Origin of the sequence: Bacteroides sp. (assembly GCF_028690125.1) — a bacterium.
In the GTDB taxonomy this organism is placed as follows: Bacteria; Bacteroidota; Bacteroidia; order Bacteroidales; family Bacteroidaceae; genus Bacteroides.
Map to the genome: position 1 here is coordinate 173,581 of NZ_JAQVBV010000007.1, position 21,645 is coordinate 195,225.

General features: G+C 37.7%; 21 protein-coding genes. 15 read left to right on the plus strand and 6 right to left on the minus strand.

Annotated features, from left to right (window positions below):
• Positions 1–26: 26 nt before the first annotated feature.
• Both PHO71_RS06925 and PHO71_RS06930 read right to left on the minus strand, forming a co-directional pair.
• Positions 27–1,346 (minus strand): MFS transporter, encoded by a 1,320-nt coding sequence (locus tag PHO71_RS06925; RefSeq protein ID WP_300200854.1) that lies wholly within the window; start codon positions 1,344–1,346, stop codon positions 27–29.
• A 50-nt stretch (positions 1,347–1,396) separates the two neighbouring features.
• Positions 1,397–2,494 (minus strand): aldose epimerase family protein, encoded by a 1,098-nt coding sequence (locus PHO71_RS06930; RefSeq protein WP_300200856.1) that lies wholly within the window; start codon positions 2,492–2,494, stop codon positions 1,397–1,399.
• 281 nt (positions 2,495–2,775) lie between these two features.
• Between PHO71_RS06930 and PHO71_RS06935 the strand changes: the two genes are divergently transcribed.
• Complete coding sequence (locus tag PHO71_RS06935; protein WP_300200859.1) at positions 2,776–3,747, plus strand: type I phosphomannose isomerase catalytic subunit; 972 nt, start codon at positions 2,776–2,778, stop codon at positions 3,745–3,747.
• A 383-nt stretch (positions 3,748–4,130) separates the two neighbouring features.
• On the plus strand, positions 4,131–4,715 hold the full coding sequence (locus tag PHO71_RS06940; protein WP_300200861.1) for an N-acetylmuramoyl-L-alanine amidase: 585 nt from the start codon (positions 4,131–4,133) through the stop codon (positions 4,713–4,715).
• A 334-nt stretch (positions 4,716–5,049) separates the two neighbouring features.
• Here the strand turns inward: PHO71_RS06940 and PHO71_RS06945 are convergent, their stop codons facing one another.
• From PHO71_RS06945 to PHO71_RS06960, 4 genes are all read right to left on the minus strand, one after another.
• Complete coding sequence (locus PHO71_RS06945) at positions 5,050–5,307, minus strand: hypothetical protein (protein ID WP_300200864.1); 258 nt, start codon at positions 5,305–5,307, stop codon at positions 5,050–5,052.
• Between the two features lie 3 nt (positions 5,308–5,310).
• A complete protein-coding gene (locus tag PHO71_RS06950; RefSeq protein ID WP_300200866.1) occupies positions 5,311–5,673 on the minus strand; it encodes a phage holin family protein in 363 nt (120 codons plus the stop codon).
• 28 nt (positions 5,674–5,701) lie between these two features.
• Positions 5,702–5,911 (minus strand): YtxH domain-containing protein, encoded by a 210-nt coding sequence (locus PHO71_RS06955; protein WP_005677876.1) that lies wholly within the window; start codon positions 5,909–5,911, stop codon positions 5,702–5,704.
• A 79-nt stretch (positions 5,912–5,990) separates the two neighbouring features.
• The gene (locus tag PHO71_RS06960) at positions 5,991–7,241 is read right to left on the minus strand and encodes a DEAD/DEAH box helicase (protein ID WP_300200872.1); all 1,251 of its coding nucleotides are present in this window, start codon (positions 7,239–7,241) and stop codon (positions 5,991–5,993) included.
• 174 nt (positions 7,242–7,415) lie between these two features.
• On the opposite strand from PHO71_RS06960, the gene PHO71_RS06965 reads away from it, so the two are divergent.
• The 13 genes from PHO71_RS06965 to PHO71_RS07025 all read left to right on the plus strand — a co-directional run bounded on the left by PHO71_RS06965 (position 7,416) and on the right by PHO71_RS07025 (position 21,582).
• Positions 7,416–8,186: an SDR family oxidoreductase gene (locus tag PHO71_RS06965; RefSeq protein ID WP_300200874.1), complete on the plus strand. Its 771-nt coding sequence runs from the start codon at positions 7,416–7,418 to the stop codon at positions 8,184–8,186.
• Between the two features lie 116 nt (positions 8,187–8,302).
• Complete coding sequence (locus PHO71_RS06970) at positions 8,303–8,791, plus strand: SPOR domain-containing protein (protein WP_300200876.1); 489 nt, start codon at positions 8,303–8,305, stop codon at positions 8,789–8,791.
• 252 nt (positions 8,792–9,043) lie between these two features.
• Complete coding sequence (gene cysQ, locus PHO71_RS06975; protein ID WP_300200878.1) at positions 9,044–9,868, plus strand: 3'(2'),5'-bisphosphate nucleotidase CysQ; 825 nt, start codon at positions 9,044–9,046, stop codon at positions 9,866–9,868.
• An 11-nt stretch (positions 9,869–9,879) separates the two neighbouring features.
• A complete protein-coding gene (locus PHO71_RS06980; RefSeq protein WP_300200880.1) occupies positions 9,880–11,433 on the plus strand; it encodes an SLC13 family permease in 1,554 nt (517 codons plus the stop codon).
• A 16-nt stretch (positions 11,434–11,449) separates the two neighbouring features.
• Positions 11,450–12,058, plus strand: coding sequence for an adenylyl-sulfate kinase (gene cysC / locus PHO71_RS06985; RefSeq protein WP_300200883.1), 609 nt, complete (start codon positions 11,450–11,452; stop codon positions 12,056–12,058).
• A 28-nt stretch (positions 12,059–12,086) separates the two neighbouring features.
• Positions 12,087–12,995 (plus strand): sulfate adenylyltransferase subunit CysD, encoded by a 909-nt coding sequence (gene cysD / locus PHO71_RS06990; RefSeq protein WP_300200886.1) that lies wholly within the window; start codon positions 12,087–12,089, stop codon positions 12,993–12,995.
• A gap of 13 nt (positions 12,996–13,008) precedes the next feature.
• Positions 13,009–14,469 carry a sulfate adenylyltransferase subunit CysN gene (cysN, locus tag PHO71_RS06995; protein ID WP_300200889.1) on the plus strand — a complete coding sequence of 487 codons (1,461 nt, stop codon included), beginning with the start codon at positions 13,009–13,011 and terminating at the stop codon, positions 14,467–14,469.
• A 91-nt stretch (positions 14,470–14,560) separates the two neighbouring features.
• Positions 14,561–15,667 (plus strand): sulfotransferase, encoded by a 1,107-nt coding sequence (locus tag PHO71_RS07000; RefSeq protein WP_300200940.1) that lies wholly within the window; start codon positions 14,561–14,563, stop codon positions 15,665–15,667.
• Positions 15,668–15,684: 17 nt separating this feature from the next.
• Positions 15,685–16,653 (plus strand): PCMD domain-containing protein, encoded by a 969-nt coding sequence (locus PHO71_RS07005; RefSeq protein WP_300200892.1) that lies wholly within the window; start codon positions 15,685–15,687, stop codon positions 16,651–16,653.
• Positions 16,654–16,958: 305 nt separating this feature from the next.
• Positions 16,959–18,230, plus strand: a complete 1,272-nt coding sequence (locus PHO71_RS07010) for a hypothetical protein (RefSeq protein ID WP_300200895.1) — start codon at positions 16,959–16,961, stop codon at positions 18,228–18,230.
• A 16-nt stretch (positions 18,231–18,246) separates the two neighbouring features.
• Positions 18,247–19,593 (plus strand): carboxypeptidase-like regulatory domain-containing protein, encoded by a 1,347-nt coding sequence (locus tag PHO71_RS07015; protein ID WP_300200898.1) that lies wholly within the window; start codon positions 18,247–18,249, stop codon positions 19,591–19,593.
• 53 nt (positions 19,594–19,646) lie between these two features.
• Positions 19,647–20,390, plus strand: a complete 744-nt coding sequence (locus PHO71_RS07020; protein ID WP_300200900.1) for a YjbH domain-containing protein — start codon at positions 19,647–19,649, stop codon at positions 20,388–20,390.
• A 52-nt stretch (positions 20,391–20,442) separates the two neighbouring features.
• Positions 20,443–21,582 carry an OmpA family protein gene (locus tag PHO71_RS07025; RefSeq protein WP_300200902.1) on the plus strand — a complete coding sequence of 380 codons (1,140 nt, stop codon included), beginning with the start codon at positions 20,443–20,445 and terminating at the stop codon, positions 21,580–21,582.
• Positions 21,583–21,645 lie beyond the last annotated feature (63 nt).

Sequence of the window (21,645 nt, forward strand, 5' to 3'; positions counted from 1 at the left end):
TTATAAGTTCGTTAATAATCGATTTATTATTCAACAGGAATATTTTTGTTTACATTCTTGCAGCCAGCCAATGCATAATATAATATATAAGCAACACCTGCGAAGATTACCCAGAAACTAGACATATAACTGCTTGTAACGTCAGCTACACCACCCTGAATTAACGGGAGGATACCACCACCGCAAACCATTACCATGAAGATACCGGATGCCATTGCAGTATATTTTCCAAGGCCTTCTACGGCAAGATTGAAGATGCCACCCCACATGATAGAAGTACAAAGTCCACAAAGAATGAAGAACATAACACCTACAGGTACTACGGCTATACCGAAACTGATGTCCGATTTGAATACAGGCATATTTACTGTTGCTTCAGTAGGAGCGAACATACCGATAAGTAAGAATGTCAATGCGAATAGACAAACAGTGATAATTTGAGTTTTGCTGGAGAATTTAGCTCCGAGGGCACCGCCACAAAGACGACCTATCATCATCAGGAACCAATAGGTACCTACGATAGATCCTGCGACTGCTGTATTCATTCCCAGACCCTGTGCACCGGCTGCATCTTGTGCAGTAGTAAGGAATAGGTTTACAAAGTTAGGAATACCAACTTCAACTCCTACATATACAAATATAGCTACTGTTCCAAGTACGAAATGACGGAAAGACATTGGGCTGTGAGCGTCTTTTACTTTATGGTCGGAAGCATGTTCCATGTGAGGTTCAGGGATACTCATTGAAGCCAACACAATGAATACTACAGCGAAAATACCCATAGCGATAAATAAAGCCGGGTTGGCATCACTAATTCTAGTGTCTTGACTGATAGTACCAATCAGATAACCACCTAATACAGGAACGATTGTTGCAGCAATAGAGTTGATGGAGCCACCGAACTGGATCAACTGGTTACCAGTTTTTCCACCGCCACCTAGTGTATTTAACATTGGGTTTACTACTGCATTTAACATACACATAGAGAAACCGGAAACGAATGCACCTGTCAGATAGATCCAGAATGGTCCGAACTCACCTGGTTGGAATGGCATTTGTCCTGAAAGGAATTGAATTCCTACGCCAATGAATCCTACTGCAACGGCGATCAATGCTGTTTTTTTATAACCGATTTTTTTCAGCATAATACCAGCCGGAAGTCCCATAAATGCGTAAGCTATGAAATTAGCAGCATTTCCTAGCTGGGTCATCCAGTTGGGAGCATTGAATTGTTCTTTTACGATGAGTCCGAGAGGATTAGTGAATCCTGTAACGAATGAAATCATTGCAAAGAGGGCGAACATCATTGCTATTGGCAATAGATAGCTCTTTTTTTCTTGTGTCATGGTTTTAATAAATGTTAGTTTATAAATTAGATTAATTATTTTTCTGCTATTTATCCTTCTACATCAAATTTGTAGACAGTAATTTGTTGGTACTCATCACCCGGCAACAAAGTTGCTGGAGGGAAATGTGCTTTATTGGGCGTATCCGGAAAACATTGTGCCTCAAAACATATAGCACTTCTGGCAGGGAATGTTGCTCCATGTGCACCTTCAAATCCATTCAACCAGTTACCCGTATAAAGCTGTACGCCACTTTCTGTTGTGTATACTTCCATAGTACGTCCACTTTGGGGATCTTTGCAGGCAGCAGCCAAGTCCAGTGAACCATTTTCTGTTTTGTTCAGTACATAACAGTGGTCATACCCTGCACCAAAAACAAGCTGTTCGAATGGATCATTGATACGTTCGCCTACAGTGTATGGAGTACGGAAGTCCATTGGAGTACCCTCTACTTTAAGAATTTCTCCGGTTGGAATAGAAACTTCATCAATAGGAATATAGAAATCGGCATTGATAGTAACGATATGGTCGTTTATAGTGGGAGTCGGCTTGGAAATACCTGCTAGATTGAAGAATCCGTGGCTGGTTAGGTTTACAACTGTTGCTTTATCTGTATTAGCACGATATTCAATGGTTAGTGCATTTACTTCTTCTTCCAACCGATAAGTCATTTCTACTTCCAGATTACCCGGGAAACCCTCTTCGCCATCGGCAGAAACATAATTGAACTGTACTGCGCTTTCGTCAATTTGAATGGCATCCCATACACGTGCGTGAAAACCGGTAGGTCCTCCATGTAAGGAGTTAGGTCCATTGTTGATAGTCAATTGGTGCTCTTCACCGAATAAAATGAATTTTCCTTTAGCAATGCGGTTACCATAACGTCCGATAGTAGTGCTTAGAAATGGTTCCGGGCTATTAATGACGTGGTCTATACTGTCGTGTCCTAAAATTACATTGGCATATTTTCCGTTTCTGTCCGGTACCATGATTGAGAGAATGGCGCATCCGTAATTGGTTACAGCTACTTCCATTCCCTTTTTATTTTTAAGGATAAATAAGTCTGTTTTCTTATTATTTATATCCTTTTGGAAATCTTCGCGGCTGAGCCCTGAGAGATTTCCCTCTGTTGGGAATGTGTTATTCATGTTTGGTATTATTAAAATTTCTTGCAAATAAAGGGAAATTCTTTGTTACTCACAAATTATTCCGACTAAATCTAAAGGAGCTTTTATGAAAGTTTAGCGTAATTACTTGAACCTCCTTCGTCTGGCAAGAAATTTTTCAGTCCAATCTTATTGCCAATCTTTATATTGATCAAATTTTAATTTCATCTTTTACTTAAAATTGAACTATTTTTCGTATGTTTGTCCCCGGATTTTTACAATCCGAGCGAATTTAATCTAAGTTTATAACAAGAAAAACAAAAATGTATCCATTAAAATTCGAACCTATTCTGAAGCAGACGCTTTGGGGAGGCGACAAGATTATTCCATTCAAGCATTTGAACTCAGATTTGAAAGGAGTAGGAGAAAGTTGGGAGATTTCCGGTGTAGAAAACAATGAGTCTGTTGTGGCTAATGGACCGGACAAAGGTTTAACTTTAGCTGAAATGGTAAAAAGATATCGTGAGGAGCTGGTAGGCGAAGCGAACTATGACCGTTTTGGTAACACATTTCCTTTGTTGATCAAGTTTATTGATGCCAAGCAGGATTTATCCATTCAGGTGCACCCATCGGACGAGTTGGCAAAGAAACGTCATAACTCAATGGGAAAAACCGAAATGTGGTATGTCGTTGATGCAGACAAAGGTGCTAAATTACGTTCGGGTTTTTCTGAACAAATCACTCCTAAAGAATATAAAGAACGTGTACTCGACAATACGATTACTGACGTATTGCAGGAATATGAAATTCGTCCGGGTGATGTATTCTTTCTTCCGGCAGGACGTATTCATAGTATAGGTGCCGGTGCGTTTATCGCTGAAATTCAGCAGACTTCCGACATCACTTATCGTATCTATGACTTCAATCGTAAGGATGCAAATGGAAAGACTCGTGAACTCCATACTGATCTGGCTCGAGAAGCTATTGATTACGATGTGTTGGATGATTACCGTACTAAATATGATGCGGTGAAAGACGAACCGGTGGAATTGGTGGCATGTCCCTATTTTACTACTTCCGTATATGATATGACAGAAGAAATCAATTGTGATTATTCGGAACTTGATTCTTTTGTAATCTTTATCTGTATGGAGGGTGCTTGTAAAATTAAGGATAATGACGGTAATGAGCTTTTTGTAGGTGCCGGTGAATCTATTCTGCTTCCTGCTACAACTCAAGATGTGACAATTACTCCGGAAGGAGGAAGTGTGAAACTTCTGGAAACATACGTATAAGTAATTAGTCAATATATATAAAAGGCACGAATCTCAACAGAGATTCGTGCCTTTTATATTTTCACATATGAGTATTTCTATCATGATCCACGACTGACTGATTTCAAGCAAGAGAAAAGACTGTGAATTTATGCTATTCTATTAGGGGAGAGTTATTGTTTGGACTCGTATAAACTATCTTAGGATTGTCCATAGAAATAGGATGAAAGAAAGGTAAAATAATATCCGATAGCAAAGTTAAAAAATATAGGAATATTTTTTTAAATACCAAATAAAATTGTATTTTTAGACCATGTTATTAAATAATGATATACATAAGAATATATCTATGCTAAAGATAAAACGGATATACAAGTAATTATTGATGATAAACTTAAAATTTAATGAAAGTATTAATTGATAACGGTCACGGAGTGGAAACTCCGGGTAAGCGTTCCCCTGACGAGTCTTTGAGAGAATACGCTTACACTCGCGAGATTGCCGATCGGGTAGTGGGCAAGTTAAAAATTGAAGGGATTGATGCTGTGCGCATTGTACCTGAAGAAACAGATGTGTCGTTGGCCGAACGTGTAGCTCGTGCTAACCAGGCATATATGGAGGCTCAAAAACAAGCCATATTAGTATCTATTCACTGCAATGCGATGGGGAGCGGGCAGGAATGGATGCCAGCATCAGGGTGGAGCGTCTTTGTTGGAGGAAATGCTTCACAGAACAGTAATATACTTGCCAAGGCATTGGCACAAGCAGCACTAAACAAAAAAATAAAGGTGCGCCAACCTTCAAGTCAGGTACTATATTGGACTGCTGATCTCTATATCTGTCGCAAAACCAATTGTCCGACAGTTTTGATAGAAAACTTCTTTCAGGATAATGAGAAAGATGTAAAATTTCTCCTCTCCGAAGAAGGTAAGCAATGTGTGACAGATATTACAGTTGAAGGAATTAAAAATTATCTGAAAACGAAATGATCAGGAAGGTTCTGATATTCTTTACCATATAGTTGGGGAAATCAGGTAGCATGGTGATATTAACTCATTAAGAAGTAACAATTAATAGTGGATGAAGCAGTGATCGGTTTCATCCACTAGGGTTCTGCTTATCCTGTTATATTGGCAGAACTCTTGGGAGTAAGTATGAACCACCGTATTACTTGGAGACAGGTCACTGTTAAAGGTGCAATAGTCATGATTTGGCTATAAATCGGCTACCCGTATTGGTGATCAGACTGCATATGTAGGGACTATTGTAGCGAGATGGTTCATTCTACAAATAGGAGGTTAAACATAAACATGGATAGTACCTTTACTTTAGATTTCTAAGATACTTACGTATTTTCTGCATTATTTTTATTCCCATCATTACTCCATCAAATACTGCCATACCTGTATTGAATGAGCGCATAATGGCATTTGCTTTATTATTCTCCGGTGCGAGAGGAGCAAATATTTCGCGTACAGTAGCCGTCATAGCTTGCTTTTGTAATTGAATTTCGGCTAACAGTTCCTTTTTGCGTTGGCTTATTTCTTCTATCGTTATTTTTTGGGGGATTTGTGTGTTCATGGCTTACTTATTTGAATCTGTTAAAAATAAACTTGCAAGGAAGTGTACCATTGGAGAAATGATGAATTGCTTGCGGAACATGATGACAGTGATAATGAGCAAAATGTTTATACCTGCTATTATAGAAAAACTAATCATTAAGCCGCCAACTATAGGTTCCAAAATATATGCTAATGCAAAAAGCAGGTAAAACAGGGCCACCATGGCAAGGATAATAAGAACAAAGACCATAATTAATGTAGAAAGAAGTATGGCTAACTTCTCTGTAATCTCTAATTTTGTGTATTCTTTTTGAAGTTCCAAATATTTTTTGAACTCGAAAAACAATTGTTGAAAGTTCTCAATACTTTTATCGTCTGCAAACATGATCGCTCTGTTTTAGTCCTTTTTTACTTTATTCTGCTATTTCTCCTTTCATCTCAGCTGCAATTTCATCAACGAGATTTTCCATCTCGCTGCGATTCAGCTTGATACCTTTTTTACGAAGAATTTCTGCAATTTTATGACGGGTGTCTTCTCCTTTTTCCGGAGCGAACAAAATACCAAGGGCTGCACCTACGGCTGCACCACCTAGAAAAGCTGCTAATACATTTAATCCTTTCATATCTTTAAAATTTTAAATGAGAATATCACAAATATAACATTTATATCGATAAGTTGTTCTCGAATGATGAAAAAATTAATTAGTTTTTACTCATCTTTTTTCTTCGCCAATAGTCTCCATTTGATCGACTACCGTGGTAGGATTTTTTTTCTTTGGCTTTAACTTTGATTTCTTCTGCTTTTTCGTTCTGCGCTATAATGCCTTCTTGTGTGATGAATGGATGATCTTTGATAACTGGTATATTTTTACCAATTAATTTTTGGATATCTTTCAGATAAGGTAGTTCTTCGGATTCACAAAAAGAGATTGCTGTGCCCTCATGTCCTGCACGACCCGTACGTCCGATACGGTGAACATATGTTTCCGGTACGTTGGGTAACTCGTAGTTGATGACATGAGAAAGTAAATCAACGTCAATTCCTCGGGCAGCTATATCTGTGGCAATTAATGCTCGGAGACTATGGCTTTTGAAGTTAGTCAGTGCACGTTGGCGAGCATTTTGCGTTTTATTACCATGTATGGCTTCTGCACCAATTCCGGCTTTTGTCAGGATGCGTGCTAATTTATCTGCACCGTGTTTTGTGCGGGTAAAAATAAGTACGGATTCAATAGATGGATTTTTTAGCAGGTGAATCAATAAATCCTTTTTCAGTTGTTTCTCTACAAAATAGACTGATTGGGAAATAGTATCTACGGTTGAAGAGGCAGGTGTTACTTCTACTTTTTCCGGATTAGTCAGCATAGAGTTTGCCAATTTCTCGATTTCAGGTGGCATTGTTGCCGAGAAAAAGAGGGTTTGACGTTGGGCCGGGATTAGTTTTAAAATGCGTTTGATATCATGTATAAATCCCATATCTAACATACGGTCTGCTTCGTCCAATACAAAGAAGTCAAGAGCTTTAAGGGAAATATAGTTTTGGGTTATCAAATCTAATAACCTTCCCGGGGTAGCGACTAATATTTGAACTCCTGCCCGCAAAGCATCTGTCTGTGGCTTTTGTCCAACACCACCGAAGATGACGGTATGTTTTATTCCGGTGTATCGTCCGTAAGCTTCGAAGCATTCACCAATTTGAATGGCTAGTTCGCGAGTTGGAGTTAAAATGAGGGCTTTTATATTTTTCCTCTGGTCTGTTTTATACAATTTTTGTAGGATTGGAAGCGAAAAGGCAGCTGTTTTTCCTGTACCTGTCTGTGCACAACCTAATAAATCTTTTCCACGAAGTACAATTGGGATAGCCTGTTCTTGGATGGGAGTTGGGGTAGTATAACCCTCTTGTTGCAGAGCTTTTAAAAGTGGCTCTATTAAGTTCAAATTTTCAAAATTCATGTAAAATAGTTGAATAAGCCTCGCGGCTTTGTTATATGATTGTACAAAGATACGATCTGGTGAGAAGTATTCATTTTTTTATGAAACGGTTTAATCTTATTTAACTAGACTTGGGGGCTAACTAATGAATGTTAAGGCGTACTTTTGTGTTTTGATATTGTAAAATGAAACATAATGGAAGCAAAGATTGTTTTTATAACAGGTGCGAGTAGCGGAATTGGTGAAGGTTGTGCTCGAAAATTTGCATCACAAGGGTGGAATCTGATTTTGAATGCACGTACTGTGTCGAAACTTGAAAAACTAAAATCAGAATTGGAAGCTGAATATGGTGTGAAAGTTTGTGTTTTGCCTTTTGATGTACGCGACCGCAAGCAGGCTGCTGCAGTATTGGAGGCTTTGCCTGAAACATGGAGAGGCATTGATGTGTTAATAAATAATGCGGGATTAGTAATCGGAGTTGATAAAGAGTTTGAAGGAGAACTGGATGAATGGGATATTATGATAGATACGAATATCAAAGCATTACTGGCTATGACACGTCTGGTTGTTCCCGGCATGGTGGAGCGAGGCCGTGGGCATGTTATTAATATTGGTTCTATTGCCGGTGATGCGGCATATCCGGGAGGTAGTGTTTATTGTGCTACTAAGGCTGCTGTAAAGACTCTTTCAGATGGTCTCCGAATTGATTTAGTAGACACTCCACTGAGAGTTACGAATATAAAACCGGGGATGGTGGAAACGAATTTTACTGTGGTACGATACAGAGGTGATAAGCAGGCAGCAGATAATTTTTACAAGGGTATTCGTCCATTGACAGGAGATGATATTGCCGAGACGGTATATTTTGCTGCGTCGGCTCCTGCACATATTCAGATTGCTGAAGTGCTTTTGATGCCAACTTATCAAGCTACAGGAACTATTTCTTATAAGAAGAAGGTGGAATAAACGTTTTTTCAATGGATTTCTTTTGCCGGATGATAAAATTTCTATTATTTTGTTGCCGGAAACTAAATACAAGTAGATGATAATATTGAATTATTAATTAAAACAAAGTATAAGGTATGAAAAAATTGGTCGTATTAGGAATGGGGGTATGCATTATGTTCGCATTTGCCTCTTGTAAATCTAGTGAAAGCGCCTATAAAAAAGCTTACGAGAAAGCTAAACAACAAGAGTTGGCTGAACCTCAAGTTGAGGCTCCGGTAGAAGTAACTCCGGTTGTGACTACTCCTGTTACTACAACGAAGACAACTGATACTTCTGGTGTACGTCAGGAAAAAGTGACTGTAATTTCCGGTAATCAGGGATTGAAGGATTTCAGCGTTATTGTTGGTAGCTTTAGCGTAAAAGCAAATGCTGAAGGCTTGAAAGACTGGTTAGATGCACAAGGTTACAAAGCTACGATTGTATTTAATGCTGAAAAAGCAATGTATCGTGTAGCTGCAAGCTCTTTCGCTGATAAACCTTCTGCAGCTGAAGCGCGTGACGCAATTAAAGCTAAATATCCAAGTCGTTTTAAGGATGCTTGGTTGTTATATCGTATTAATTAATTTCTTTTTGGTAATATATCGGGAGGAATATGTATTATGTCCCGAAAATAAGAAGGCGGTAACTGGGAAGTTACTGCCTTTTTATTAGAGTTGTATGAATATATTTTTAGATTTATTTGTTCTACTACTAAAAGAAGTTATAAATGAGGGGTGCGAAACTTTTTTAGCAAAGAAAGTTTTTACTTTTGTCAATTCTTAATTTAGGAGATTTATGCCCTTGATTGATAGGTAAAATTTAATATAAAGATTCTGATGGAACAAAGATATGTAATGGCTGCTATTGATGCGGCGTTGAAAGCGGGGGAGAAGATTCTCTCTATTTATAATGATCCAACATCGGATTTTGAAATAGAGAGGAAAGCGGACAACTCTCCTTTAACGATAGCAGATCGGAAGGCTCATGAAGTGATCGTTTCGATTCTGAATGATACTCCTTTCCCGGTTCTTAGTGAAGAAGGCAAGCATTTGAATTATTCTTTTAGACGCGAATGGGAAGCTTTATGGATTGTAGATCCATTGGACGGAACAAAAGAGTTTATTAAACGTAATGGAGAATTTACAGTGAATATCGCTTTGGTGCAGAGATCAGTTCCTGTGGTCGGCGTTATTTATGTTCCTGTGAGTAAGGAGTTATATTTTGCTGTTGAAGGTAAAGGTGCTTATAAATGTACTGATATCATCAGTATTGAAGATGATGAAGTAACATTGGAACAGTTGATGATGAGATCGGAAAGATTACCATTGAAAGAGATCCGTGACCATTTTATTTTGGTTGCTTCCCGATCTCATTTGACATCTGAAACTGAAGTATATATTGAAGGATTGAAGAAAAAACACGGCACTATTGAATTAATATCGAGTGGAAGTTCTATTAAAATCTGTCTGGTTGCTGAAGGCAAAGCTGATGTATATCCACGTTTTGCTCCGACAATGGAGTGGGACACAGCTGCCGGGCATGCAATTGCCAGGGCTGCCGGAATGGAACTGTATCAAGTAGGTAAAGAGGAACCTCTTCGGTATAACAAAGAAGATTTATTAAATCCGTGGTTTATTGTTGAGAAAAAAAGAGAACACTAATTGATGTTTATATGACATTTGAAATTGTATTTGTACTATTGTCTTTATTAGGGATGGTGGCTGCTCTGATTGCTGATAAGATGCGTCCGGGGATGGTACTTTTTTCTGTAGTAGTCCTGTTTTTATGTGTTGGGATTCTGACTCCAAAAGAAATGCTTGAGGGGTTTAGTAATAAAGGTATGATTACCGTTGCCCTCTTATTCTTGGTGAGTGAGGGTATTCGTCAATCCGGTACATTGGGACAAGTTATAAAGAAGTTGCTTCCACAAGGGCATACGACTGTCTTTAAGGCTCAGTTGCGTATATTGCCTTCGGTGGCTTTTATTTCTGCCTTTCTGAATAATACTCCGGTAGTCGTTATTTTTGCTCCTATTATCAAACATTGGGCTAAGTCAGTTAAACTTCCGGCAACAAAATTTCTGATTCCACTTTCATATGTGACGATTCTTGGAGGTATTTGTACTTTAATTGGTACTTCTACCAATTTGGTTGTGCACGGAATGATTCTAGAAGCAGGATTTGAAGGTTTTTCCATGTTTGAGTTGGGAAAAGTGGGAATTTTTATCGCTATTGCCGGTATTATTTATCTTCTACTTTTCTCTAAGCGACTTTTGCCGGATGCTCGTCCGGATACTGCTGTTCCGGATGAAGAAATAGAAGAAGGAGAAAAGCTGCATCGTGTAGAAGCTGTATTAGGTGCACGTTTCCCGGGCATTAATAAAAAATTGGGTGATTTTAATTTTCAACGCCATTATGGGGCGGAGGTGAAAGAAATAAAGACCCGTAGTGGACAGCGTTTTGTTGCGAATCTGGATGAAGTGGTGCTTCGTGAAGGTGATACGCTTGTGGTAATGGCTGATGATACGTTTATTCCGACATGGGGGGAGTCTTCTGTATTTGTGCTCTTGGCGAATGGTAATGATCCGGATGCTGCCGGCAAGAAAAAACGTTGGCTTGCTTTGATCCTATTGGTACTGATGATTGTTGGCGCAACAGTGGGTGAACTTCCTGCTACAAAAGAAATGTTTCCGGATATTAAACTGGATATGTTTTTCTTTGTTTCCATTACTACTATTGTAATGGCATGGAGTAACATATTTCCTGCACGTAAGTATACTAAGTATATTTCTTGGGATATCCTTATTACGATTGCTTGTGCATTTGCTATTAGTAAGGCAATGGTAAATTCGGGAGTCGCTGATAGTGTGGCTAAATTTATTATAGGATTGAGTGATGACTACGGACCACATGTATTACTTGCCATGCTGTTTATTATAACTAATTTGTTTACTGAGTTAATTACTAACAATGCAGCAGCAGCTCTTTCATTTCCCTTGGCATTATCTATAGCATCCCAATTAGGGGTAAGTCCGACACCGTTTTTTGTGGTGATTTGTATGGCTGCATCTGCCAGTTTTTCAACTCCAATTGGTTATCAGACTAATTTAATTGTTCAAGGTATTGGTAATTATAAGTTTACGGATTTTGTCCGTATTGGTTTACCCCTTAATATTATAACTTTTTTAATTTCTGTGATTCTGATTCCAATGATTTGGAAGTTTTAATAAATTAATTGTATAGATGGAAGATAAAAATCATATATATCCTATATTTGACCGTATGATGACACGGCAGGACAAAGAAGAACTGTTGGGGCAGCATAGTGTGATGATTTGGTTTACCGGATTGAGTGGTTCGGGAAAAAGTACAATTGCCATTGCTTTGGAACGTGAGCTCCATAAGCGTGGATTACTTTGCCGAATTCTGGATGGGGATAATATCCGTAGCGGGATTAACAATAATCTTGGATTTTCGGAGTCTGATCGTGTGGAAAATATTCGTCGTATTGCTGAAGTTTCTAAATTGTTTCTTGATAGTGGTATTATAACAATTGCTGCTTTTATCAGTCCCAACAATGATATTCGCGAGATGGCAGCTAATATTATAGGACAAAATGATTTTTTGGAGATTTTTGTAAGTACTCCATTAGAAGAGTGTGAAAAACGTGATGTAAAAGGATTGTATGCCAAAGCACGAAAAGGTGAAATTAAGAACTTTACGGGAATATCCGCTCCATTCGAGATGCCGGAACATCCGGCTTTGTCATTGGATACTTCAAAGCTGAGTTTGCAGGAGTCGGTAAATCGTTTGTTGGAAATTGTTTTGCCTAAAGTGAAAAGTATTGTTTAATAAGTAGAATAAAATCATTATTTAAGTAATGGAAGAATATAAATTAAGCCACTTGAAGGAACTCGAAGCTGAGTCTATTCATATTATCCGTGAAGTGGCGGCGGAATTTGAAAATCCTGTAATGCTTTATAGTATTGGTAAGGATTCTTCGGTTATGGTACGTTTGGCTGAAAAAGCTTTTTATCCCGGTAAAGTACCTTTTCCATTAATGCATATCGATTCAAAATGGAAATTTAAGGAAATGATTGAATTTCGTGATGAATATGCAAAGAAATATGGTTGGAATCTGATTGTAGAAAGTAATATGGAGGCTTTCCATGCAGGGGTAGGACCTTTTACGCATGGAAGTAAAGTGCATACAGACTTGATGAAAACGCAAGCTTTGCTGCGTTCGTTGGATAAATATAAGTTTGATGCAGCTTTTGGAGGTGCGCGCCGTGATGAGGAAAAGTCTCGTGCGAAAGAGCGTATTTTCTCTTTCCGTGATAAATTTCATCAATGGGATCCCAAAAATCAGCGTCCTGAGCTATGGGATATCTATAATGCCAGGGTACATAAGGGCGAAAGTATTCGTGTGTTTCCGTTGAGTAACTGGACCGAATTAGACATTTGGCAATATATTCGTTTGGAGAATATCCCTATTGTTCCGTTGTATTATGCAAAAGAACGTCCGGTTGTGACTATTGATGGTAATCTCATTATGGCAGATGATGACCGGCTACCGGAAAAATACCGCGACCAGATTGAAATGAAAATGGTTCGTTTCCGTACTTTGGGATGTTGGCCTCTGACGGGTGCTGTTGAGAGTGGAGCTGCGACTATTGAGGAAATTGTAGAGGAGATGATGACTACAACAAAGAGTGAGCGTACTACCCGTGTGATTGATTTTGATCAGGAAGCGAGTATGGAGCAGAAAAAACGTGAGGGATACTTTTAAATTCTAGAAAGTGATGGCAGAAAATAAGTTAGATATAAAAGCTTTTCTGGATAAAGATGAACAGAAAGACTTATTGAGATTACTGACGGCAGGTTCGGTGGATGATGGTAAATCGACATTGATTGGACGTTTGTTGTTTGATAGTAAGAAATTGTATGAAGATCAGCTAGATGCGTTGGAGCGTGATAGTAAACGCGTTGGGAACGCCGGGGAACATATTGATTATGCTTTATTGCTTGACGGGTTAAAGGCGGAACGTGAGCAAGGGATTACAATTGATGTGGCATATCGTTATTTCTCGACGAATGGTCGTAAGTTTATTATAGCAGACACTCCGGGGCATGAACAGTACACACGTAATATGATTACAGGTGGTTCTACTGCTAATCTTGCAATCATTCTGGTAGATGCTCGTACGGGAGTGATTACACAAACGCGCCGTCATACATTCTTGGTTTCTTTGCTCGGAATTAAGCACGTGGTATTGGCTGTAAATAAGATGGACTTGGTCGATTTTTCTGAAGAACGCTTTAATGAGATCGTTGCAGAATATAAAAAATTTGTAGCTCCATTGGGCATTCCTGACGTGAATTGTATTCCACTGTCTGCTTTGGACGGTGATAATGTAGTGGACAAGTCAGAGCGTACTCCGTGGTATAAAGGGACTTCTTTGCTCGATTTTCTGGAAACGGTTCATATAGATAATGATCATAACTTTACTGATTTTCGTTTCCCAGTGCAATATGTACTTCGTCCTAATCTTGACTTTAGAGGTTTTTGTGGTAAAGTGGCCTCAGGTATTATACGCAAAGGGGATATAGTGATGGCATTGCCTTCCGGAAAAACCTCGAAAGTGAAAAGTATTGTTACTTATGATGGTGAATTAGATTATGCTTTCCCTCCTCAATCTGTCACATTGACGTTGGAAGATGAAATAGATGTTTCTCGTGGAGAGATGTTGGTACATCCTGATAATTTGCCTATTATAGATCGTAATTTTGAAGCAATGATGGTATGGATGGATGAAGAACCGATGGATGTTAATAAATCATTCTTTATCAAACAGACTAGTAATTTGAGCCGTACACGGATTGATACGATTAAATATAAGGTGGATGTGAATACGATGGAACATTTATCTTATGGGGACGGTCAATTAACAAAGGAAACTTTGCCTTTGCAATTGAATCAGATAGCACGTGTTGTTTTGACGACGGCTAAAGAACTTTTCTTTGATCCGTATCAAAGGAATAAATCTTGTGGTTCTTTTATATTAATTGATCCGATTACTAATAATACTTCTGCCGTAGGTATGATTATTGACAGGGTTGAGATGAAGGATATGAATAGTACGGATGATGTACCTGTACTGGATTTATCGAGATTGGGAATCTCTCCTGAACATTATGATGCAGTAGAAAAAGCTGTGGAAGAATTGGAGCGTCAAGGCTTTGCAGTGAAGATTATAAAGTAAAATATAGAAAGTAAAATGTTGAACCGGAAAAATGGATAATGAATTGTGCCTGAAACAATTTATTATCCATTATCCATTATCCATTAATAAAATGGGATTACTTGAATTTAATAAACTTCCGATTAATACTTTGGTAGGGGCTGATTGGAAAACGTTTAAGTCTATTACTGCCAATCGTGAAATTGATGCTGCTTATAGGGGAAAGTATCGACTGACTAAAGCAGTCTGCCAGTTATTGTCTCCACTGGCTTCTTTGCAAAATAAACGCTATGAGAAGTTGCTGGCAAATCAGCCTTTGGAGTATGATCCTGTATTTATTCTAGGACATTGGAGAAGTGGAACAACTTTTGTCCATAATGTTTTTTCTTGTGATAAGCATTTTGGTTATAATACCACTTACCAAACTGTATTTCCGCATTTGATGATGTGGGGACAACCTTTTTTCAAAAAAAATATGAGCTGGCTAATGCCGGATAAACGTCCGACTGATAATATGGAGCTAGCAGTAGATTTACCTCAAGAGGAAGAGTTTGCATTGGCAAATATGATGCCGTATACTTACTATAACTTTTGGTTTCTTCCTAAATATCAACAAGAATATGCAGATAAATATCTGTTGTTTGATGATATAACTGAGGCTGAACTAAAAGTGTTCGAGGAAGTGTTTACGAAGTTGATTAAGATTTCATTGTGGAATACTAAAGGCACTCAGTTTCTTAGTAAGAATCCTCCTCATACAGGTAGAGTGAAAGAGCTGGTGAAGATGTTTCCAAATGCTAAGTTTGTTTATTTGATGCGTAATCCGTATACGGTGTTTGAATCGACTCGTAGTTTTTTTACCAATACAATTCAGCCTTTGAAACTAGAAGATATCAGCAATGAACAATTAGAAGAAAATATTCTTTCTATTTATACAAAACTTTATCATAAATACGAGTCGGATAAGAAGTTTATCCCTGAAGGTAATTTGATGGAAGTGAAGTTTGAAGATTTTGAAGCTGATGCTATGGGTATGACGGAGCATATTTACAAGTCGATTTCTATTCCCGGATTTACCAAAGCACAAGATAATATTGAAAAATATGTGGGTGGAAAGAAGGGATATAAAAAGAATAAGTATAAATATGATGACCGAACAATCCGGTTGGTAGAAGATAATTGGGATTTCGCTTTGAAACAATGGGATTATAATTTATAAAGAAAGGAAAGGTATTAATGATTCAAAGAATAATTCACCGTTTGTTTATTGTTGGTTTTATAGTATTTTTCATCTCTTTGCCTTTATTGGCTCAACCTCAAGTTGAAATGGTCCCTTTTGGAAATATGGACCAATGGGTAGATCGCCAGATAAAGGAATCGGCGATTATTGGAGGAAATACAAAGAATGTATATGAAATAGCTCCGACAGCTGTGATTAACGGAGATCAGCCTTATAAAAATATGGGTGGTTCGCCTTGGGCTACTTCGAATGTGATGGCAAAGGTTGCGGGTATAACGAAAACAAATACATCTGTTTTTCCAGAAAAAAGGGGAAATGGGTATTGTGCACGGTTGGATACACGCATGGAAAGTGTGAAAGTATTGGGGGTAGTCAATATAACGGTGTTGGCTGCTGGTTCTATTTTTACCGGATCTGTGCATGAACCTATTAAAAGTACTAAAAATCCACAGAAAATATTGCAGACGGGTGTACCGTTTACAAAAAAACCGGTAGCTCTTCAATTTGATTATAAGGTGAAAATGTCAGATCGGGAAAATCGTATCCGTGCTACTGGATTTAGTAAGATTGCAGATGTACCTGGTAAAGACTTTCCTGCTGCTGTTTTGTATCTGCAAAAACGTTGGGAGGATGACAAGGGAAATGTTTATGCAAAGCGGATTGGGACAATGGTAACCTATTACTATCATTCTACGGATTGGAAGAATAATGCTTCGTATGAAATTATGTATGGAGATATCACTAAGCGTCCTGAATATAAGCCTCATATGATGCGTTTGGGGGTTACCGAAAATTATACAGTAAATAGTAAAGGAGAGAGCGTTCCTATTCATGAAGTAGCTTGGGGCGATGAAAATGATGCTCCTACACATTTGTATCTCCAATTTACGTCTAGTCATGGAGGAGCCTATATTGGTTCTCCCGGTAACTCATTATGGATTGATAACGTGAAATTGGTGTATTAAAGTTCTTTTTTTAATGTAATTTCGAATTATAAGGAACTAATAACTTAAAAATGGAGTTGTTGCCTAAATCAATCGGCGTATTGGTTCTGACAACAGCTCTGTTTTTGTTTTTAATTCGGAAGTTCTTTTTGCTTTTTTGCTTATTTATTGAAGAATATGCCTATATTTTATGTTTTTGTAGTCTCTCTATGAGAAAAATACTACAATCTGTTTTTTTTTCGTATAATTTCCTTTGTCATTATTAAAAATGTAGCTACTTTTGCGTTGTATTTTTTTTACGAAAGGGGGAATATAAAATAAAACTAATGAGATATATCAACTCAAACATGAAGAAAAGCCTAATTACTAAAGACTTAATGTGCTATGTTGTGCTCTTTCTGTTTTGTTCGTTCTCCCTTAAAGGAGTTTGCCAGATAGAAGAAAGTACAGTTGCTACTTTAGTGAAAATGGGATTTGAAAATGTTGGGTGTACAGAAGATGATAAAGAGCGGGTATATGTCATACAGAATTCCGCATACCGTTTGCAAGGAGTAGGAATTGGCAAAGCTGTAGATGTTATTCAAAAGATGGGCTTACCTGATGGAAAACCATGTAGGATCATTGTTCTGGATAATAATGTACCTCAAATTTCTCTATTTTATCAACCAACTCACGCAGATAGCCTGTCAGCAGCAAATCGTCAGGATTGGAATGTTAGTTACGATTTGGGTGATACGTGGAAACAGGCACGAAAAATAAAAAAAGAAAATAGCTCTTTGTTTAAAGTGGATATTGTGGTATATCCGGAGTTGTCTTTGAAAAATTTGGTGATTACGCAAGTTTATCAGGTGTTATTCAACTTATCTCCTACAATAGAGGTCTCTCTTTGGAAAGGGATGTCATTAACTGCTCAGATGGTTGTTCCTATATATAACGATGGATTTGAAATGATGTCAGAAGCTGTTCATAATGTGTATGATAGGGTGCATCCTGGTTGTGTTAGTTTATCACAAACGGTCAGGCTTCCTTATAATACTTGGGCAACATTGTCTGTTGGACATTTTATGTCGAATCGTTATGGTATTGATTTGGCTGCCTTACATGTATTGAAAGCAGATGAACGTTTTTCATTTGAAGGAAGAGTTGGTTATACAGGTGCTTGTTATTGGGATGCTTTTACGTGTCATTTTGATTCTAGAAAGGTTTGGACGTGGCATGTGGGTGCTAATTTCTTTTGGCCTTATTATAATTTGCAAACGAGCGTAAAGTTGATACAGCATATACAAGGAGAAAAAAGTGTTCGATGTGATGTGATACGTCATTTCAAATATGTGTCTATCGGATTTTATGGAGAAAAAGCAAATAGGGGAATTAGAGCGAATGCAGGTTTCCGCTTTCAGATCGCTTTGCCTCCATATAGATATAAGAGAAAAGGATATATACCACGTGTGACCCCTTCGGAAAATTTTGGAATGTCATATAATGCAGGTAATGAACGAAATTATTATAAGACATATAGAACAACACCAAGTGATAATATAATGCGGAATAATAGTTTAAACCCATATTTTATAAAATCGGAATTATTGAATTATTAATTTAATTGAGATGAAAATGAATAGTAAATTTTTCGGGCTAGGCGCTAAATTAGCGTTATGCTTTGTGGCTGTCTTGGGAACATTGACAAGCTGCTATGAAAAGGAGGATATCAAGACAGTGATTGATACTACTCCTAAAACTGTGACTTACACAATTTCAGGCTCTGTGTATAACTACGCAAGCTTGGCAGGTATTAATGGTGCATCTGTTGTTTTAACCAAAGCTGGTGCAGAAACAGAAAAGGCTAAAACAGTGACTAAAGATGGTGGTCAGTTTGCCATTACTTTGTCTGGTCTTACTGATGCAGATCGTGGTGATTATACTTTAACAGTAAAAGCTGAAGGTTATAAGGATAGAAAAACAAATGTTACAATCTTCTTTGAAAAGGCTGATAATCAAACAATTGTTACCCATATGGATTTTGCTTTGAAATCAAATGAAATTCAGGGTGAGAAGGTTGAAATTGTAGCTGGTAAAGAAGAACAAACTGAAATCTTCCAAGGTGTGGATAGTGAAGGTAAACCTTCTCAGGATATTGTAGTTGTTCCTGCTGATTTGTTCCCTGACGGTGAAGCTAAAACTATTACTTTGATTCGTGAAGGACAGAAAGAAGAAATCGCAAATGATGCAGTTCGCGTATGGGAAGGTAAACCAGATGGTACTAAATTTGATAAATCTTTGGTATTTACTTTCACAGATAAACCTAATCAGGTTCTGAAGGTATATTATGAAGTAAATGGAATCTGGACATTGGCAGAAAAAGATGCTGAAATCGTAGAAGTAAATGGTGTTTATACTGCTAAAGTAAACCACTTCTCTCGTTTCAAATTTAGCGCAACTGCTTATGATTCTTATTCTATTACTGATGGAGAAGCAGTTATGACTACTGGCCTTACTAAAGACATTTCATTGGCATATCATAATAGCTTAAATGCTCCTAAAGCATTCCCATTTGAAGTAAAAGGATTTGCGGGTGGTGCTAAATTTGAAAAACCTTTGGATGAAGTTTTTGCTAATTGCCCTATCAAAGATGAAGCTATTAATTATATGAAGAACTATTTGAATGAGATTTATTCAGAACTTCCAGGTAGTGAATATAAGGTGGTAGATTTTAATACAGAAATTTCAATTCCTGCTCATAGTGATTTGTCTGGTGTTGGTGTTACACAAACATTAAAGAGTATCTCATATACAATGACTGTTGCTGGTGCTAATTATGTAGTGACAGTTGTTGCAGTAGAGAAATACACATTCAGCACAGTAGGTTTTGTGTCTGACTATACTCATGGTCAGGGAATCGGTCACGGTCACGGACATGGTGATGATTTGAATGCTGGTGGTGGTATCATCAACTTTGAATAATCTTTAATAGCGATAAATTTGAATCCGAAAGTACATCAATAGAAAGGAATGTAATGATTAAAAGATTGATATTAGCATTATTCTTCTTATGCACTGCTGGTGTGCTTTCGGCTCAATTGACTTACGGAACTACGGGATTACTGCATGCCCCTTCGGCTGAAATGCAAAAGGATAAAACAGTAATGCTAGGTGCCAATTTTATGAATAAGGAGATAACTCCTCCTAAATGGTACTATCATACGTACAATTATTACTTGAATGTAACTTTCTTCCCTTGGTTAGAAGTGGCATATACATGTACACTTTTTAAAGCGGAAGCGTTAGGGTTAAAACCTTATGGTTATACAGGTTTTACGAATCAGGACAGATATTTTTCTGTTCGATTGCGAGCTTTGAAAGAAGGACAATTTTGGAAATATATGCCAGCTGTAGTATTTGGAACTTCGGATCCTTTTACCTCCTCTGGTGATGTGATTAATTCTGCTTCGGGAAATGGTTATTTTTGCCGCTTTTATGTTGCAGCAACGAAACACGTTTCTATTGGGAAGGAAGAGATTGGAATACACCTTTCTTATTTGTACAATAAGAGATTGGAGTATAAACTGAATGGAATCGCAGCAGGTATTAGTTATAATCCAACATTTGCACCGGATTTGAGATTGATTGCAGAATATGATTCAAAAGATTTTGCGTTGGGTGCTACCTATTTGCTTTTCAACCACTTGCAGTTGCAGGTAGAAATGCAAAGAATGAAGTATTTTACCGGTGGACTTGCTTATAAGATTTATTTGAAGTAAGTGGGTTGGGACAAATAAAAAAAGAGTTAAACGATTTAAAACTAAGAAAACAATGAAAAGTAAGTTAGTAATATTATCTTTACTGTTAGCGGGTGCTGCTGTTACAGCAAGCGCACAGACAAAAGAGAAATTCACCAGCGAAAGATTTAAGGATAATATCTTTATCAGTGTTGGTGGAGGAGCTCAAGTTTGTGTAAATCCGGATAACAGTGATTATGGCTTGGGTAAGGCTATTACACCACTGATCCATGTATCATTGGGCAAATGGGTTAATCCTACATGGGGATTTCGCGGACAAGTTGCAGGCTTGTGGAGTACATTAAACTCTAAACACTTACATGGCGTAGAGACTATTGTTGGTGATCAGACTACATGGTATAAGATTAAGAACAAGAAGTATTTTACATTGCGTGCAGATGCTATGTATAATCTTTCAAACTCTATTTGTGGCTATAACCCAGATCGTTTGTTTACATTGTCTGTGTTTGCAGGTCCTGGTTTGACATTTGCTAAAACTTATGGAGATCAAGATAAGATTAATGCACTGATTAACGGTTCTGTTGGTTTGATGGGACAATTCAATGTTAATAAGTATTTGGATATTAATATTGAAGCGAGAGGTGAGGTTTCTCCTTCTATCTTTGGTAAATATAGCAATGCTTACACTGATGGTGCTGTTTCTTTGACTGCTGGTGTTACTTATACTTTCGGTGGCAAGAAGTTTATTTCTTGCAATGGAGTTGATCAAGATGCAATCAATGATGAAGTTAATCGTTATAGAAGCCAGTTGGAAAAAGCAAAAGCTGACTTGGATGCTGCTAAGAGAGCTTTGGCTAATGTAAAACCGGAAGTGAAAGAAGTTGTTAAGACTATTCAGGTTCCAGGTCCTCGTGCTGTCTTCTTCAAAATTGGTAAAACTACTCTTGATGATTACGGATTGGTTAATCTTCAGTTAGCTGCTAAAGTAATGAAGGAAAATCCGGATAAGAAGTACAAGATTGCTGGTTATGCTGATAAGGCTACCGGAAGTGTTGCTTTGAATAAAAAATTAGCTGATAGACGTGCACAGGTTGTTTATGATGCTTTGATTAAAGAAGGCGTAAACAAAGACCAGCTTGAAGTTATCGGATATGGTGGCACTGCCAATATGTTCGGCAAGAACTTCTTGAATCGTGTAGTTATTCTGGAATAAATAAGCGTTATAAAGAGTAATAAACTCTATAATTAAGGGGTGTTTGACAATGTCAGACACCCT